General features: G+C 37.4%; 12 protein-coding genes and 1 pseudogene. 4 read left to right on the top strand and 9 right to left on the bottom strand.

The window, feature by feature from the left end; all coding sequences use genetic code 11:
- Positions 1 to 26 precede the first annotated feature (26 nt).
- Positions 27 to 1,352 carry a di-heme oxidoreductase family protein gene (locus CH362_RS13675; protein ID WP_244280589.1) on the top strand — a complete coding sequence of 442 codons (1,326 nt, stop codon included), beginning with the start codon at positions 27 to 29 and terminating at the stop codon, positions 1,350 to 1,352.
- Here CH362_RS13675 and CH362_RS13670 read toward each other — a convergent pair.
- From CH362_RS13670 to CH362_RS13650, 5 genes are all read right to left on the bottom strand, one after another.
- A complete protein-coding gene (locus CH362_RS13670) occupies positions 1,344 to 3,398 on the bottom strand; it encodes a sensor histidine kinase (protein WP_100710909.1) in 2,055 nt (684 codons plus the stop codon). The two genes, CH362_RS13675 and CH362_RS13670, sit on opposite strands and share 9 nt — an antisense overlap.
- 111 nt (positions 3,399 to 3,509) lie before the next feature.
- The gene (locus CH362_RS13665; protein ID WP_100710908.1) at positions 3,510 to 3,950 is read right to left on the bottom strand and encodes a DUF1761 domain-containing protein; all 441 of its coding nucleotides are present in this window, start codon (positions 3,948 to 3,950) and stop codon (positions 3,510 to 3,512) included.
- A gap of 87 nt (positions 3,951 to 4,037) precedes the next feature.
- Entirely contained in the window at positions 4,038 to 5,342 is a 1,305-nt protein-coding gene (locus CH362_RS13660) for a cyclic nucleotide-gated ion channel (protein ID WP_100710907.1), read from the bottom strand.
- 82 nt (positions 5,343 to 5,424) lie between these two features.
- Positions 5,425 to 7,563: a 7TM diverse intracellular signaling domain-containing protein gene (locus CH362_RS13655; RefSeq protein ID WP_100710906.1), complete on the bottom strand. Its 2,139-nt coding sequence runs from the start codon at positions 7,561 to 7,563 to the stop codon at positions 5,425 to 5,427.
- A gap of 49 nt (positions 7,564 to 7,612) precedes the next feature.
- A complete protein-coding gene (locus CH362_RS13650; RefSeq protein ID WP_100710905.1) occupies positions 7,613 to 9,697 on the bottom strand; it encodes a 7TM diverse intracellular signaling domain-containing protein in 2,085 nt (694 codons plus the stop codon).
- 66 nt (positions 9,698 to 9,763) lie between these two features.
- On the opposite strand from CH362_RS13650, the gene CH362_RS13645 reads away from it, so the two are divergent.
- Positions 9,764 to 10,213 carry an SRPBCC domain-containing protein gene (locus CH362_RS13645; RefSeq protein WP_100710904.1) on the top strand — a complete coding sequence of 150 codons (450 nt, stop codon included), beginning with the start codon at positions 9,764 to 9,766 and terminating at the stop codon, positions 10,211 to 10,213.
- Positions 10,214 to 10,222: 9 nt separating this feature from the next.
- Here CH362_RS13645 and CH362_RS13640 read toward each other — a convergent pair whose 3' ends face one another.
- From CH362_RS13640 to CH362_RS13630, 3 genes are read right to left on the bottom strand one after another with little or no spacing between them, the layout of a single operon-like run.
- Positions 10,223 to 11,047, bottom strand: coding sequence for an SDR family NAD(P)-dependent oxidoreductase (locus tag CH362_RS13640; RefSeq protein WP_100710903.1), 825 nt, complete (start codon positions 11,045 to 11,047; stop codon positions 10,223 to 10,225).
- Positions 11,048 to 11,049: 2 nt separating this feature from the next.
- Positions 11,050 to 12,882 (bottom strand): alpha/beta hydrolase, encoded by a 1,833-nt coding sequence (locus CH362_RS13635; RefSeq protein WP_100710902.1) that lies wholly within the window; start codon positions 12,880 to 12,882, stop codon positions 11,050 to 11,052.
- A 9-nt stretch (positions 12,883 to 12,891) separates the two neighbouring features.
- The gene (locus CH362_RS13630; protein ID WP_100710901.1) at positions 12,892 to 14,619 is read right to left on the bottom strand and encodes a GMC oxidoreductase; all 1,728 of its coding nucleotides are present in this window, start codon (positions 14,617 to 14,619) and stop codon (positions 12,892 to 12,894) included.
- Between the two features lie 104 nt (positions 14,620 to 14,723).
- Here CH362_RS13630 and CH362_RS13625 point away from each other — a divergent pair, with 104 nt between their 5' ends.
- Positions 14,724 to 16,268, top strand: a complete 1,545-nt coding sequence (locus CH362_RS13625; RefSeq protein ID WP_100710900.1) for a metallophosphoesterase — start codon at positions 14,724 to 14,726, stop codon at positions 16,266 to 16,268.
- 1 nt (position 16,269) lies between these two features.
- Here the strand turns inward: CH362_RS13625 and CH362_RS13620 are convergent, their stop codons facing one another.
- A complete protein-coding gene (locus CH362_RS13620) occupies positions 16,270 to 17,109 on the bottom strand; it encodes a sterol desaturase family protein (RefSeq protein ID WP_100710899.1) in 840 nt (279 codons plus the stop codon).
- Between the two features lie 98 nt (positions 17,110 to 17,207).
- Between CH362_RS13620 and CH362_RS19410 the strand changes: the two are divergent.
- Positions 17,208 to 17,351 (top strand): annotated as a pseudogene (locus tag CH362_RS19410) (adenylate/guanylate cyclase domain-containing protein); the annotation flags it as partial.

The raw sequence follows: 17,351 nt of genomic DNA, 5'->3' as shown, positions 1-17,351 counted from the left end.
CTTGCGGATTTTCAGAAATCTATCCATTGGTTTCCATATCCAGAGACCAATTGGATTCCTGGGAATATGAAGAAGGAGAAGAATTGTCCGGAGGTAAAGGTATGACCTCTTACGATTTTACCTCCAGGGCGTATTTACAATTCCCCTCTGGACTTCCCCTGGATAAAATTTCAGATTTTACAGTGGGGCAATCAGTCTTTGAAGTCCCTTGGGAAAATTCAAGTTCAGGCCAGATTGATAGAAGAGGACTCGGACCTCTATTCAATGCGAATTCTTGTTTAGCCTGTCATGTGGGAAACGGAATCGGAAAAGTACCTTCTGGGCCGACTGAGATAATGTTAACTGCGTTAGTAAGACTAAGTAACGATCCAAATTACGGAGGTCAATTCCAACCATTTTCATTAAGCGGTGTTCCCGCAGAAGGAAAGGTATCCGTTTCTTATTCTCAAATAGATGGAGTTTTAAGAGACGGTACCTCTTACACATTAAGAAAGCCTAAAGTAGAATTTTCCAATCTAAATTACGGGCCTTTGGCTTCGGAGGGAGAAATCTACTCTCTTAGAAATACTTCTAAGGTAATCGGAATGGGATTACTAGAAGCAATACCTGATGATACTTTATTAGCTCTTCAAGATGAATATGATCTCAATTTAGATGGAATTTCTGGAAGGATCAATTTGATTCCAGATATTGAAACAGGAAGCATTAAGATAGGTAGATTCGGATGGAAAGCAAACGAACCAAACTTGAAACAACAAGGTTCTCGGGCATTCTTAGAAGATATAGGAGTGACCAGTCCTCTTTTTCCTTTTAAGAATTGCACTTCTTCCCAAACTGCATGTGATTCTTCTCCTCATGGCACCTTACCTGAGTTGAATCCTACTAAAATAGATATGATGGTAAAATATATGAGGTTGATCGCAGTTCCCGCAAGAAGATCGCCTTCTTCTTCCGAAACTATTGCAGGGAAACAGATCTTTTTCAAAGCAGGATGTAATTCTTGCCATATCTCTAAATTAGTAACGGGTAATATTCTCGGAGCTCCAGAGATCTCAGGGCAAACTATCCGGCCTTATACAGATCTTTTATTACATGATATGGGAGAAGGTCTGAAAGACGGAAGACCTGATCACTTAGCTTCTGGAAGAGAATGGAGAACTCCTCCTCTTTGGGGGATCGGTTTAGTTTCTAAGGTAAATGGAACATTACAATTATTGCATGATGGAAGGGCAGAAAGTTTCATGGAAGCAGTCCTATGGCATGGGGGAGAAGCAGAGAGGAGTAAACAATATATATTAGAACTTTCTCCTTCACAAAGAGACCAACTGGTTAAATTTCTGGAATCACTTTAATTTTGGGTCTTGTCCAGGCAGAGTGAAATAGAATGTTGCACCATCCCCTTCTTTGGATTCTGCCCATACGACCCCTCCATGACGAGAGACAATCCTTTTAACAATTGCAAGACCTACTCCTGTGCCTTCAAAGTCTGCATTGGAATGTAATCTCTGGAAGACCCCAAATAGTTTATTATAATACTGCATATTAAAACCTGCACCATTGTCTTTTACATAATAAACAGTTCCTTCTGCTGATTCCATGGAACCAATTTTGATAATAGAAGATTTTGCCTTTTTAGTATATTTGATAGCATTAGAGATCAAATTCACCCAAAGCTGGCGTATTGCAGGTTGGTCCGCTCTAACATTCGGAATATCTTGTATTTCAAAATGAATTTCTCTGCCTGATTCTAAGTTTATTAATTCTTTATATACAGTAGTTGCCAATTCTTTCATGGAAATTTCTCTTTCGGCAAGTTCAGTTCTTCCTAACCTGGAAAATTCCAAAAGATCATCGACAAGCTGTCCCATCTGTTTGGCATTCTCTATAATTTTACCGATGATTCTTTTCCCTTCCGCATCAAAATTCACTCCATAGTCTTCCATCAAGATCTGTGTGAAACCACTGATTCCTCGTATTGGTGCCCTTAAATCGTGAGAGATAGAATAAGAGAAGGATTCCAATTCTTTATTAGCCAAAACCAATTGTTCAGTTCGAACTTTTACTCTTTCTTCTAAATCATTATTCAATAAGCGAATCTCATTTTCCGCTTCTTTACTCGCGGTAATATCTTGATGAACTACGATTACTTCTAATATATTTCCAGCTGTATTTTTTATAGGATAAAGTACCATTTGCAACCAACGATCTCTCCCTGAGCTTCCTATTAATTTTGGATCGTAAGGAAAAGGTTCGGACATTGCCGCCTCTCCACTAAATGCCTTCTCCACATAAGGAAAAAAGCCAGCTTCTTTTATTTGGGGATCCTTTAATATATTATAATCGACTAATACGTCTCTTCTGGTATTCCACATTTCTTCCCAGGCAAAATTTGCTCCCGTGCAAATTCCTTGTGGATCATACGTCAACACAGGATAAGGAAATTGTTCTAAAATAGTCCTAAATCTATTCTCACTTTTGAATAGATCCATAGTTTTGGAACTAACCAATTTCTCTAATTCTTGATTTAGCTCTGAAAGTTTTTTCTCCGCATCCGTTCTTGCTATATCCGATTTTTCTAATTGAGTGGCAACAAACCAAACCAAAACGAAAAATGTGAGTATGATCCCTGTCATCAAGAACCCTACTCCCAACTCCAAGCTTACAGGATTTAACCTGTTTAAATAGATCCTAATATATCCGAACAAAACAGGGACAATGATCAAAAATGGAATTAAAACTCTAGCTAGGATCCCTCCAGAACTTTTGCTTGTGAACACCTTCATAAATCCTGAATGTCCGTTGATCAGCAAAAGAGCAAAAGAACAGAAAATAAAACTAATCGCAGTGTGAATTGCCATAGGAATGAAGGAAAGAATTCCATAAAACTCCTGGACCTGATACACATAACCAATGACCGAAAAAAGTCCGATCAAAAGTACTAAAATACATAGATAATTAGAGATAGAACTTAAAAGATCCTTTCGAAAGGAACTTAAGAAAATGGCAGAGCCAAGTACTACAAAATCGAAAGCTGTATTCGGAGCCATTCGATTCGGAACACCTTTGATGATATCCTTTGCTATCTTTTCCGAAAAAAGGATCTTATCCATCCCAAGATCGAATCCACTGATGATGGAATATAATTTAGAAAGACCGATCAAAAGAACAAATAGCGCGATAATTCGAATCAAATTTTTCGAAACATTTAAATCAGGCCGATTCAAATTAAGATACAATGCAAATCCAATAAAAACAAAAGAAAGTGCAGATGTTGGATTCATTGCGACCATGGAAGCTCTAGGTCGTTTCAAGATCTCTATATCAAATAACCAGCCAAATAGAACAAAAGCTCCGATCAAAGAGGGAATAAAAATTAGTACGTTATGCTTACTTTTCAAGAGAACTTCCGGATATCCTTCGGAAAGAAATTTTTGATTTTGACTTAAGATACAAAAAGGGATCCCGATTTGGAATCCCTTTTTTAAATATTAAAAATGTGGATCGTTATATTAAGCAGGCCAAACAGCGAGGATTAGACCGATAGCAGCTAAAGAAGCTAAATTATATCCTGCATTGATAAAAAACAATCTCCATGATTTTGATTCCCAAGCCACAGAACCTAAAAGCATTGGTATATAGAAACCTAGCCAAGTATAGAATGCAGCATAAGCTCCATACATCCAGGCAGGTCCATCTCCAGGAAGATTCCAAGAAGAAGGTTTCCATACAAATAAACTATGAGCTAAAACATACGCTGTTAAAAAAGAACCGATGATCATGATAACCAATGATTTTATCATCGCTTTGTTATCAGGTTCCTTATTGTCCAAGCCCATTTCTTTTGCCCAGACCTTACCGAAAATTGGACCAAACCAAAGAAATCCGATCACTACGTTTGCAAGAACTCCAACTAAAATTGCTAAATAATTTAACGGTATTACCGGTAACATAAAATCTCCTATTTAAGCTCGTGCTTTTTAGCAGAATTTAAGAGTCGGTCAAGTAATTTCGAAACGATTATAAGGAGAAGATTGTAGTTACGATTTTTTCAGATTAGAAACGGATTCTTCAATAGCCGACCTGAATTCTGAAAATCTTTCCAAAGAATGATCAAAATCCGATTTACTCAAAGTATAAATTTCACAGGTACTTGTAGCTCGAACCGTTGCGGATCTCGGTTCCTCAGTGACTAAGGCCAACTCCCCGAAAAACTGACCTTCTTGCAAATTTAACAAAACAGTTTTGTCATCAGAACCTAAAATATCTACGGAGCCTTCGCTTAAAATATAAAGGCAATCACCCTTCTCGCCTTTTTTGAAAACTGTATCACCATTCAGAAAGATCGTAGGTGTTAAAGAAAATACGAGACTAGCTACTAAAGCAGGATCTGCTCCTTTTAAAAAAGGTACTTTTTCCAATAGACTTCGATGTAACTGAATTTTTACTTCTTTTCTCAAGGATAAAGGAAGATCGTTCAAAAGCAGACTTTCATCTTCTCCCCAGCCCCTATCTATTATGTACATATAATAATCACGGACCCTTCTCCGCATATCCGCCGGAATATTCCTTGCTTTCAGGAAAGAATCTACCTGGGCCATTTTTTTCATTTGAGCGGCTTTAGTAATATCAAGATTACCTAATATACTTGCAATATTACCGATAACGGTAGCATATACACCTGCCCCGAGCATCATTACAAATATTGTATATATTCTTTGTACATCCGTAGAAGGAGTAATATCCCCGTAACCAACTGTAGCGATAGTAGTCACTGTCCAATACAGAGCTCTGATATATTCAGATCGACCAGTTTGATAATCCTGAAGATCGTCCATATACAGCCAACCAACTGCACACCAATGAGCGACCAAAGTTACCCAAAAGCCAAAAAGGACTAATCTTAAGACCCCAGGTGTAGGTTGAAATGCAAGATTGATCCTATGTAGGATCTCCGAAATCCTGAAAACTTTTAAGATACGAGTGATACCCAAGACCAAATATAAATAAGGATATTGGGATTGTTGTACTCCGAAAATTTTGAATGCGGCATATTCAAGTGGAAGAGCAGCGATCAGGTCTATAATAAACCAAGATCTTAAGTAATCTCGGATCACTTGAGAACGTACTAAGACCCATTTCCCGTCTTTAAACTCAGGAGTGATACAATTCCATATGATATCCAATCCGAAAACAGAATCTATGAAAAAGTAAATACTGATAAGAAGAAGGTTTTGATCGTAAGAGATAACGATCCGAAGAGGAGATTCTAAAGAAGCCCAAAATATACAAACGAATACGAGTATATCCCAATATACCCTAACGCGATTATTCGAGCTTATCATATATTTTACCTAAGGACTGACTTAAATATCGGATTGTACAAAGGCGTTTCTACAGCCTTCTGTTTGAAAAATTAAGGAAGAATTAACCTAGATATTCTAAGACGACCATTGCCATATCGTCATGAGAACTTTGTTCTTCTTCAGTGAAATGTTGGATCTTACCGATTACTGAATTGCAAAAAAGTTCAGGCTCTAATTCTGAGAAGTTTTTAAGAAGATCTAAAAATCTATCGTCTCCGTAAAAGTCCCCATCTTTAGATCTTGCTTCAGGAAGACCATCGGTATAAAGGATAAGCTTATCACCCTTAGTCAATTCAGTCTTTAAAGTTTGGTAATTAGGAGTAGATAAGAACTCATTGATAGCAATCCCGGAAGGACGATAAGTCTCATGTTTCCCATTAGATTTGCGAATCAATATTGCTTCAGGATGTCCTGCGTTTGCGATCAAGATCCTTCCTGATTCAGGATAGAATGTGATCATAGTAGCAGTTACAAAATTTCCGTTCAGTTTTCCCATGAGTTGCGCTCTCATTTTTGCAAGCATGTATCCTGGATCGCTTAGATAATCGGACCAATCTGCAAGAGCCATCTTTACCATTGCAGCAACCATCGCTGCACCAGTTCCATGTCCTGTCACATCGCAGATAAAAATTCCGAGCGCTCTACCTGTTCTATCGGAGATCAAGTCTACAAAGTCACCACCAACGTGAAGCATAGGAATACATCTATATGCAATTCTTACATTATGTGCTTTTGGAAGAACAGAAGGAAGAAGTGAAAACTGGATCTTTCCTGCAATGGCAAGATCCTTCTCGATCAATTTTGCCTTAGCTTCTATATCTAATTTTTGCTCTTCTATTGTTTTGGTTCTTTCTATTACCAAAAACTCTAAAGAGTCGTTTAGAGTTTTTTGCATTTCCAGATTTTCTTTTTGGGCTTCAAAAATCTTTCGTTGTGCATCTTCTTTTTCTTTTTTGAGAATATTGATCTTATCAGCCAACGCAAATGAGAATATCAATGCAGACATAGAAGATCCTATATACAATCCATCATCTGCCCAATTAGAAACTCCGACCAGATTCGCAAATTTTAAAACCACGAACATTCCGGAAATACATAAGAAGCTAAACGCCAATAAGAAGTATCTAGCTGGTCTATAATTTTTGAAAAAGCAAATAGAAGCCGCAATCAAGACTAAAGAAGGAGCAAGAATACTCAAAGCCAAACTTACTTTTACAGTAAACTCTGGAGGCAAAAACAAAGGAGAAAATATTAGAAGAGCGTGAAGCGCCCAAGTAAAATTAAGAGAATAATTCAGATTACGATTTATATTCTCTTCAGTATTCAAAAACTTTTGGGCAAATAAAACCAAAGAAGACATACATATTCCAGTAAAGACTACATACAAATTCCTCTGTAGATCAGGATATTCCGACCAAAGATATTGAAATCCATGACCAGTAAGAACCAATTGTATCCCGAAAAATCCAAAAATATTGGTCACAAAAAATAGATAACTGATATCTCGAGTAGATAAGAATATTAATAAATGATAGAGGATCATCACACACATGATCCCATAATACAATCCAAGGCCTAAATGAATATCAGCGTTATGATGATAGAATGTCTCCGGATTCCAAAGTATCAGAGGAAAAACTAAACCACCGCTTGTGTTCAACTTGAGATAGAAGGTGCGGGTTTGTTCAGGTTGAAAATCTAAAGTATAGATAAAATTTCTGTGATTTACTTTTCGAACAGGATAAGGAAAAGCCATCCCGCTTGAGTTGACTAACTCTTGTTTGCCGGAACTATTCTCCGCAAAAAAGTCCACCCGATCAATATTTGTATAATCTAATTCTAATATTTTTCGGATCTGTGTCTTTTCTGGGTTTTTAAGGGTAATCTTGATCCAATAATCGAAGTTAGTCTGTCCGAAATTCAAAGGATCCATATCCGATTTTTTGAATTTTCCGGAATATTCTACTGAAGAGGCCTTCTCTATACCAAGACCCTTATTAGAATCTTCCAAAAAATAGACCTCAGTACTAATTCTTTTACGTTCTACTTGTGAAGATAAAGGGATAGCCTCCTCTGAAAACAAAGACGAGGCCGAAAAACATAAAATTAGAACGAAAACCCTGAATAGGTACATTGGAGTATGTTTGTAGGAATATTTTACTCCTCCCTTCTTTAGGAAAGAATAAAATAGCCTTTTCAAGTTCCTAATGACGGGTGATTTATCAGGATCAGATGCCGTTCGTGCCCGGTTATTCTTCTACTTCTTCTAACTTCCGATCATGAGTTACAGGGTACAAACGTTTTAAGTAAAGTTGAGTGGCCTTATCATCCGGGAAGATTGAGATTACATTCTCAAACATTTGTTTTGCGTCTTCGAATGAATTAGAATAAAATGCCTTCACACCTTTTTCGTAGGATTCTTTGGTCTTTAATTTTAGATCTTGGTGCTGAGGTTCATCTCCATCGAACACTTCATAAACGGAAACGGGCTTTTGTTTGCCTTTTACTTTCACTCTATCTAAAAAGCGGAAATGGAATTTGCCGTCTCTTTTAACTTCTTCAATCGTACTTTCACTGACTGCAATTCTGGACCCATATACTTTAGTAAGACTTTCGATTCGAGAAGCCAGGTTAACTGTATCGGAAATTACCGTACCTTCTAACCTTTCTTCTGCTCCAATTGTCCCGAGCATCAAAGAACCAGAATGTATGCCAACTCCGATCTGGATAGGAATATAACCTTGCTTGTTTCTATGCTCATTGTATTCTTTCAAATACCTTTGCATTTCTACACCGGCAGATACTGCATCTATTACATTTCTTTGAAATAGGGCCATAATCGCATCACCTATAAACTTATCTATAAACCCATTATGCCTTTGGATAATCGGGCTCATCCTACTTAAGTAAGAATTGATAAAATTGAAATTCTCAGCAGGAGTCATCTGTTCAGACAATGTAGTAAAAGAACGAATATCACTAAAGAGAACTGCCATCTCTTTTTGGATTTGATCCCCAAGTCTCACATCCAAAATGGAATCCTTTCCTAAATTAGCCAAAAAGTCTTTAGGAACAAATCTAGCATAAGACTCTGTGATTATTTTTTGCATCTCTAAAGTTTTTGCTTGGGCTTCTTCCTTTTCTTTTTTCATAATATTGATACGGTCTGCTAAAGCAATGGAAAGAAGAATTACTTCCATCGTAGATCCAAGATACAATCCGTATTCAGTTAAGAAAGTAGAACCCAAAACATTAATAAAACGAAGAACTACTACTGTTCCCGAAATAGTAAGAACCGTGAATGCCAAAAGAAAATAACGTGCGGGACGGAATTTTTTCAAGAAGCTAATCACAGTTGCAGCAGGAATAAATATCAGAACAGGAAGTGTCAGTACTAATGCTAATTTTACCGTAATCTCCGGAGGTAAAACCAGTGGAGTAAATACAATTAATCCATGGGCAACAATTAACACCTTCATGGACTTATCCAACCAGCTCGGAACATTCTCCTTAGTGTTCAAAAATCTTTTTGTGAACAATAGCACCGAGGCCATACAGATCCCAGTGAAGACCACGTAAAAATTCCTTTGTAAAAAAGGAAATCCGGGCCATAAATATTGGAATCCGTGACCGGTTAAAACCAGCTGGATACCTAAAAATCCAAGAATATAACTCACATAATAAAAATAACTCACATCTCTTACGGAGAAGAAGATGAAAATATTATAGAGGATCATTACAATCATCACTCCATAATATAAACCTAAACCATGTTGAACGTCCGCATTGTATTGAGAGAATGTTTCCTTGTCCCAAAGAGTGAGAGGAATATTCAAACCTCCACTGGTCCAAGTCATTAAATAATAAGTTTTTTGTTCTCCTGGTTGCAGCTCGATCTGATAAACAAAGTTTCTATTTTTAAAACTTCTGGCAGAAAAAGGGAAAAGCATCCCGCTTTCTTCTTTAGAGTACGTACCATCAGGATTCGGTTTATAAAATTGTGCTATATCTATATTACTATAATTGATCTCCACAAGTTTAGAAACAGACTCGGGAGTATCATTTTCGAACGTTAATCGAAACCAATAATTATAATTTAATTGTCCAAAATCTAATGAATCTTTATCAGATTTAATGAATTTAGATCCAGCATCCGGCTTAGAAATATCATCGAATGTTAATTTCCTTTCCGGATCTTCCAGATAATAAACAGACTTACCCAAAGGTAATCGTTCAATATCCTTACTAACTTGTATTTTATCTTCTGCAGATAAAGAAGAGCTCGCGAATAACGCAGCGAAGATGATATAGAGAATAAAACTTTTACAATTCATAAATTACCAAATTTTAAACATTTATTAGATAGACATTTTTCAGATAGAACATCAGATATGTGACGAATGAATCCTCAAACAATCGTCACCTCGATAGAAATCCAGGCACCCCCTGAAAAAATTTGGAGTATTTTTACCGACTTCTCCAAGTTTCCTTCTTGGAATCCTTTCTTAAAAAGGATTCTCGGCAAACCGGTGCAAGACGGGACGATTATTGTTTTCGATTATTATTTTACGGGAGTGTATCTACCCACCAAGGCGTTGATATACGAACTCGCCAATTCTAAATCCATATCTTGGAAAGGTGCCTTTCCGCTCTTTTTCAAATACATGTTTGCCGGAGATCATCGTTTTACTTTCGAAAAGATCACCCCTGGTCGAACCAAATTCAGTCACACTGCAATCTTAACTGGGATTATGCCCACTGTATTTAGTTCGCATATCCAAACTGCAGTGCGTAATTCACATATAAAAATGAATCAAAAATTGAAAGAGTTAAGCGAAGATAATTTCTAATCTTCGCTATTAGTCAAAAACTCCTTTTCTTTTCCATGATTCGAAATTTCTAACTCCTTTTTTAGCCATGATCGGATAGATCAAAGACAATAAAGAAGGGAATAATAACGCAACTCTGGCCAGCAACCCTTGAGAATAAGGAACATATATCTCAGCCTTATCAGTTTGGATGGCTTTCCAAATTGCTTTTGCGACTGCAGAAGGTGGTAAAGGTGGATTGATATAAGCCATAGGCGAACTATCTCTAGATGCCATATACTTAGTCATAGGAGATTGAATCGTTCCGGGTAGAATGGAACTAACCCGTATACCAATCTCTTTCCATTCTAAATATAAACTTAAAGCAAAACCTCTAAGAGCAAATTTAGTCGCACTATAGATAGAATGATGAGGAGCAGGAACAATTCCCGCTAATGAGGATAAGATAACCAGTTTACCCTTAGATTTTTTAAGAGCAGGCATTCCCAGTTTAGTTAGCCGAATGGTCCCAATGATATTGATCCCTATCTGCTCATCTATTTCCTCTTGGGAGAGGTTTTCAAATTTAGAAGGTCTCATAATCCCTGCATTATTCACAAGAACGTCGATCTTTCCGAATTGTTTTACACATTCTTTGATCGCTTTTTCTGAATCTGCAGCTTTAGAAATATCACAAGGAAAAACTACATGATCTTTTCCTAATGTTTCCGCGAATTTTTTAAGATCTGCAGATTGTTTCTGCAAATCGGTTAAAAAGAGAAGATACCCTTTTTCAGAGAGAAGGGCCGCAGTTTCTCTGCCGATACCCCCTGCTGCTCCTGTTAGAAAAACGACTGGGCGATTTTCCTTAGACATATTTATCCTTTTTTCACTCCGTTGGAATTCTTACGCAGGAACTCCACTATCCTAGGGAACACATCCTTATCGCTCTTTTTCCCCATCAGAGTATCCTGATGGCCATAACCCTCGGCGATAAACAGTTCGTTTTTATTGCCTGGATTCAAACGATTCAATGTTTCGTAAGCTATAATATTAGAATCTTTGAATACTTTATTTTGGTCACCCGTCATAAAGAGGACCGGAGTTTTGACATCAGATGCCTTATCTAGATAATTATTCGGAAGAGAATCATAACGACTGTCAGTAGGCTTAAACTTGATCATGGCCTTACGACCAACTGCCTTTCTGATATGTCTATAATAGTTCATAGAAGTCGCCCCAAACAGATCCCCAACCCTTCTATGAGTAACATCAGGAAGATTAGCATGTTCATAACAAGCAGGCCATCCCGTTCCCCACATCAAACTCAACATATGGCAAGCAGGCTCGTCACATTCGTGATGAAAAAGACTTACGAATCTCGAGAGTAGCTTTCCGGAAGCCAAACCAGGCAGATAATACCAACGAGGGTTTACATTCGGGAATCTAAAAACAGACTCCATCAAAAAAGGAGAGAATGCCAATTTGATCTTAGACCAAGTCGGCACATTAGGAGTGAGAGAAACACTATTAGAAACTACACTTGTCACTCCATCAATCTTTCCTCCGAACAAACTCATAAAGAAGGAGATGGATCCCACACAATGTACAACGAAATGGATCCTTTTACCAGCACCCACTGCGTCTTTAACTACTTTTAAAGCAGCGGGAACATCATAAAGAGCGATATCGTCCAAAGTATATCTATGAGGAAAAAGATTATAATTAAAACGTAAACTTCCTCTCCAATCGAAACTCCAAACATCAGTGAATCCGTTCTCATGCAAATATGTCACAAGGTTCTTATGCTCAGGCATAACGAACATATCTGTAGAAGTAGTAAGCCCGTGCATGAGTATTACAACGTCCTTGCTCTCCTTCTTCTGAAAACGTACTAGATTTAGAGATATTTTATCATCTGTAGTGAATGGATGAAAAGTGATCTTGGAATTTTTAACTCCATCCAAAGTGAATACAGGGATATCTCTTTCTCTCCATAATTCAGGTTCTGCTTTTCTGAATTGGGCTCCGTAAATTTCCCAGAGATTCCCCATGAACAATTCACCAAATCTAAACAGTGCATCTTTTCTTTCTGAAAAAGTACGGCCATTGGACTTGAAAGTTGTCATCTGCTTAATAAAATCTTTTTCTAATATATGTAATATACCTTTTGCGAGAACATTCGCCTTAGGTTCTGCTTTTTCATCTACATATCCTTCGTATACAGTTGTATAAAGGGTAGAAGTATCTCTCCAGATATTTAAAATGCCGTCGTCTACTACCTTCTTAAATCCGTTTAAGGTAATCTTCTTCCCTGCTTTGTTCTTAAGGAACAAACGGTATTTCATATGTTTTTCGTTGGCAGAGGGTTTTCCATAATCCACGAAGCAGTTAAAAACACCTTTTTCTACTTCGAATCTTCCGCCTAAAGGTTGGCATTCTACCCAACCAATTGCTTCTCCAGTTTCATTTGGATCATAAACAAAAAACTGAGTATCATTCACTCGGATTGTTAGGTGAAACATCAAATAGTTTCCGGCCTTCTTCCCCGCAGCATAATCTTCTTGGTAATTAAAAGATCCGGGCATGGAAACGAAACCTTTCATTTCCTCAGTAAATTCTAAACTTACTGGATGAGAATTGACTCCTGTTTTGCCTAACTTAGGTTTACCGGCGCTTTTTTTTATTTTATTTTTCGTCGCTGTAGCCAATCGAATATCCTACCTTAAATTTGCATTCGGCTTCTTGCCTGTAATTCCTTCTGCAACCATTTCCGATAAAGCGGAAATAGTCATAGAAGGATTAGCACCCACTGCGGTAGGCAATAAACTGCCATCCGCAACATATAAACCTTCGTAACCGAAAACCTGACCGAAAGTTTTCAGATCCGAAGAACAAACTCCCGCTTTAGCAGAAGGTCCTAAAACACAACCGCCCAGAGGGTGGACAGTAACGTTATTACGGACTGGCCAAGAGTAAGTCGGCATCGGAAATCTTGTTTTTGCGTCGGTGAATTTCGCAAATCTTTTGTTCACATCCATTATGGTATTATAAAGTGTTAGATTCTCTTTTTGAGGCCAATGTATCTGAAGATTTCCATTTTTATCCAAATACATCTTTCCGTCGGAGGTATCAATCCCCATACAAAGCAGAACTGCCGAAGTATAAGAAAGATCTCCTTTTAGAGCCTCGCTCAAAAGAAATCCTACTCTACCGAAAATTTTTCCGCTAATGATGCTCTTAAACAGTTCTCCTATAAAATGGAAAACATACTTCAATCTAAAGATGATCGGAAGGGCACCAGACACAAAATAGGAAGCGAATACCGGATAACTCGCATCCTCCAATAAAAATGCTTTTTTAGAATCGAAACTGGAGAATAAGTTATAATCCGTATACTGAGTGATCACTGGACCATAATTCGGATCCGCAGGCTTCTTCCCTTTCGCAGTAAAAGAAAGAAAGTCGCCGTTCCCAGAGAATTGTGTTCCTAGTTTATCAGAGATCTTAGTTAAGGTCTTAAACTTTGTTTTACATTTAAGTAGAAGTTCCGTTGATCCCAAAGTCCCAGCTGAAACCACGATACGTTTTGTATCAGCAAAAGATTCAGAAGTTTTTCCGTTTTGCAAATTCAGATAATGAACTCTAAAGCCGTATTTGCCTGATTGAGAAGGGTCTTCTTCTCCCTTGCTATTCAAAGGAACAATTTTGGTAGCAAGATGTTCTGTCTTTATCTCAGCTTTGTTGGAGTTCCTAGCCACAAAAAGATAATTCAGATCCAATGTATTTTTAGAATGGGTATTACATCCTACATCACATTCTGCACAATACGTGCAGGAAGTTTGAACTGCTCCAAAACGATTTTTTTCCTGAACTCCTATAGGAGTCGGTTTCTTAAAATCGTTCCCAAAAAACACATTGATGTCTGCTCTTTTGGAAACTCTGGATTCATGCTTAGCAAAATGTTCGTACAACTCCGTACGAACTACCTTACGTCTATCTTCTCCAGTGTCAGGAATGGGTCTTGAGCCCAAGATATCTTTTACTATTTTATAATAAGGTTTTAAATGTTTCTTTTTAGTAGTTTCTGGCCAGCGATGATCGAAAATGTGATCAGGTGGTTCCAAGAATACGTTTGCGTAGATTAAAGAACCCCCGCCTAAGCCAGCGGAAAGAACTACATCTAGTTTTGGATAATTACGAATATCGAATAATCCAGTTTGTCTACCTGCTTTTTTGAACTTAGAAGATCTAGGAATATGACCTTCTTCTGGAATATTCCAGAAGTTTTTGGACATTCCCTCTGGAGATCTTGGAAAAGAACCTTTAGGATATTCTTTCCCTCGTTCGAGTACTAAAACTTTACCTGGCCATTTTTTTGATAAACGACAGGCATTGATCGAACCGCCGAAGCCGGTTCCGATTATTATAGCCTCGTAAGATTTCAAGTAGACCTCCTAACGTCGAAAAATCTACTTATTTGCCGCATTTACCCAAAAATAGCAATAATTAATTGATTTTATTAACGTTTTTTGAATGATTCACTTCCTAAATGCCTAAGAGTAAAATTAAATATATCGTTATCTCCGACATTCACTTGGGAGCATATAACAGTTTACTTACATACATCGAAGAGTTCCCTGATCCAGTAAAAGATTCAGATAGATTCAAAGTAAATCCTCAGAAAACTTCTCCCGCACTTGTTGAACTTCTAAACTGTTTAAAACATATCGTTCACTCGGTAAATGGTTCTTCTAAACCACCTCAGTTCATATTATTAGGCGACGTGCTTGAATTAGCATTAGGTGATATGAACGAAGCATCTATGACTTTCGAAAGATTTTTAGAAGTTGCTTATAAGGAAACGAAACATCATTTTTCAGAAAGTATTCTCTACATCCCGGGAAATCATGATCATCATCTTTGGGAAACCGCGAGAGAAAAACAATATATGGACTATATTGCAAGCCTAAAGCCTAACCAGTATATCAATCAAACTTGGCATACTACTAAGATGGTGAATCCGGATTTCATACAATCCGATCTACTCACTGGAATTTTAAGAAAGAATAAAAAGTTAAAGAGAGCAGAAGCAGTTATTGCTTATCCGAATTTAGAAATCGCTTCTAAAAATGGAAAACGATCTGTGTTTTTAACTCACGGACATTTTTTGGAGAACATCTACTCTTTGATGAGTACAGTCCAAAGAATACTATTGCCTGAAATTGACGATGATCCAGATGCTCCTAAGCCCAATCGTTCCGTATGGAGCAAAATGAATGATTACAACCCTTTCAAAAGGGCGAAAGAAATAACTTCGCCAAAATCGATCTATGTCCTCGAAAGAGAAAATTTTGCCTGGATAGACTTCTTTTGGTCTACACTTGGAAGATCCGGAAAAGTAGGAACAGGGATAGGCCTTATTTATGATATGCTCCAGGACACAAAAGCAGTTGGCAAACTTGCTCAAAACGTCTCTGCATATTTATTAAGAAATCTGAATCTTCCGTTCCTACTTAGAATTTTAGGTATCAAATGGCTTTTATATAAGGGAGTTTCATATATTCTCACCAAAATAGTAGTAAAAGTTGGGCAGGCAGAAAGAGGAATGTCTGACTCCGTCCTGAGCGAAGAAGTAATCCATAATATGGATTCATATTTAGGCGAAACTCTTCCTGCGCAATGGAAAGCGGAGACACAAAAAACCAAAAGAGAATTCCCTAATGATTACACCCTTATCTTCGGTCATACGCATAAACCATTCGCTGTCGAGACCCAAGATTTAGGCTTAAAAATTTCAGGCAAAGAAGTATTTAATACAGGTGGCTGGGTAGTAGATACAATCCAGCCGATGTCCTCACACGGAGGAGCAGTTCTATTCATAGACGAAGATGCAAATGTTGCTTCTTTTAAGGTTTATACAGAAGGAGAAATAAAACCGAGCTTCTTAGTTCCGGATGGAAAAACAAATCCGATGTATGAAACATTGGTAGAGAATATAGATCTTCAAAACAAAAAGTTTGGAGCATTGTCCAAATCTTTGGAAGAAGAGATACGTCTCAGAAGAAGATTATTAAAAGTCAGGATCAAAGAATAAATTAAGATTTCTGCAAGTAGGTGGAGGGGATGATGGAGATCTGCTCCTTCTTCTCCCCGCCTACACTATTCTCGAAAATTTCGGAATAGTCCTTAAAATTTGTCCCCATTATCCTATCCCAGAAATTAAAATAGAGACTATAGTTTCCATGAAACTTCTGGTGATGAAGGTTATGATGTGTAGAAGTATTGATCCATTTCAAGATCGGGTGAGTGGTCCAACCTTTAGGAAAGAATTCATATCCCAAATGCCACCATATATTCATGATCATAGCATAAAAAGTATGGATCAAAAAAACATAAAAGTGAAGAGGAAGAATACATAAAGCGGGAACAACATATACTCCTTCCAGAAACGCTTCTACCCAATGAAAATTATAAGCGGCCATAGGAGAAGGATTTACAGATCTGTGATGAATAGAATGTACATAAGAATATACTTTTCGATTATGCATGATCCTATGAGCCCAATAAAACCAAGTCTCATGCCAGATAGTAAGTAATACAAAACTGAAAATCGCATAACCTAAACCGTATTCAGCAAAATCCTTATACGTTTTGATATGGAGTATTTTCAATTTCCCAAGAACATATACTGAAACAGCGATCGTGCTGAACATGATCAAAGTAATCGCGGATTGTTTTAATTCAAAAATTACCTTTTCTTTTTTAGGAAAATCTTTCTGGATCCTAAACTTCTGGAAAAAGTCTTTTTTCCAAACCCAGAAGACCAGAAATGCAATACCTGCAATCGGATAATAACGCAGGAAATTCATTTTTAATTGATAGAGAGCGAAACCGGATACACAGTATTCCCAACTTAGTTCACAAACGAATCTCATCCCGACCTTCCTTGTCTAGAATAACCGATTTTAAAGATTTAGTCTTTCAAAAAATAGGTCGACGGATCTGAACATAAACACTCAACTAATCGATTCTTATGGCATTCAAGAGAAGTATATTTGCAAGCGCATCCGAAGATAGATTAGAAAACCTAGTTTTAGAAAGATTAAAACCGGGAGCAGACAAGGAAAAAATAGACGCCCGCATCTGGGACCTATTCGGAGAAGTTTGGTGTATTATG

It is taken from the genome of Leptospira saintgironsiae, from assembly GCF_002811765.1.
GTDB classification, from domain to species: Bacteria; Spirochaetota; Leptospiria; order Leptospirales; family Leptospiraceae; genus Leptospira_B; species Leptospira_B saintgironsiae.
Note: the sequence above shows the minus strand (reverse complement) of the source record. Positions and strands in the feature narration are given on the sequence as shown.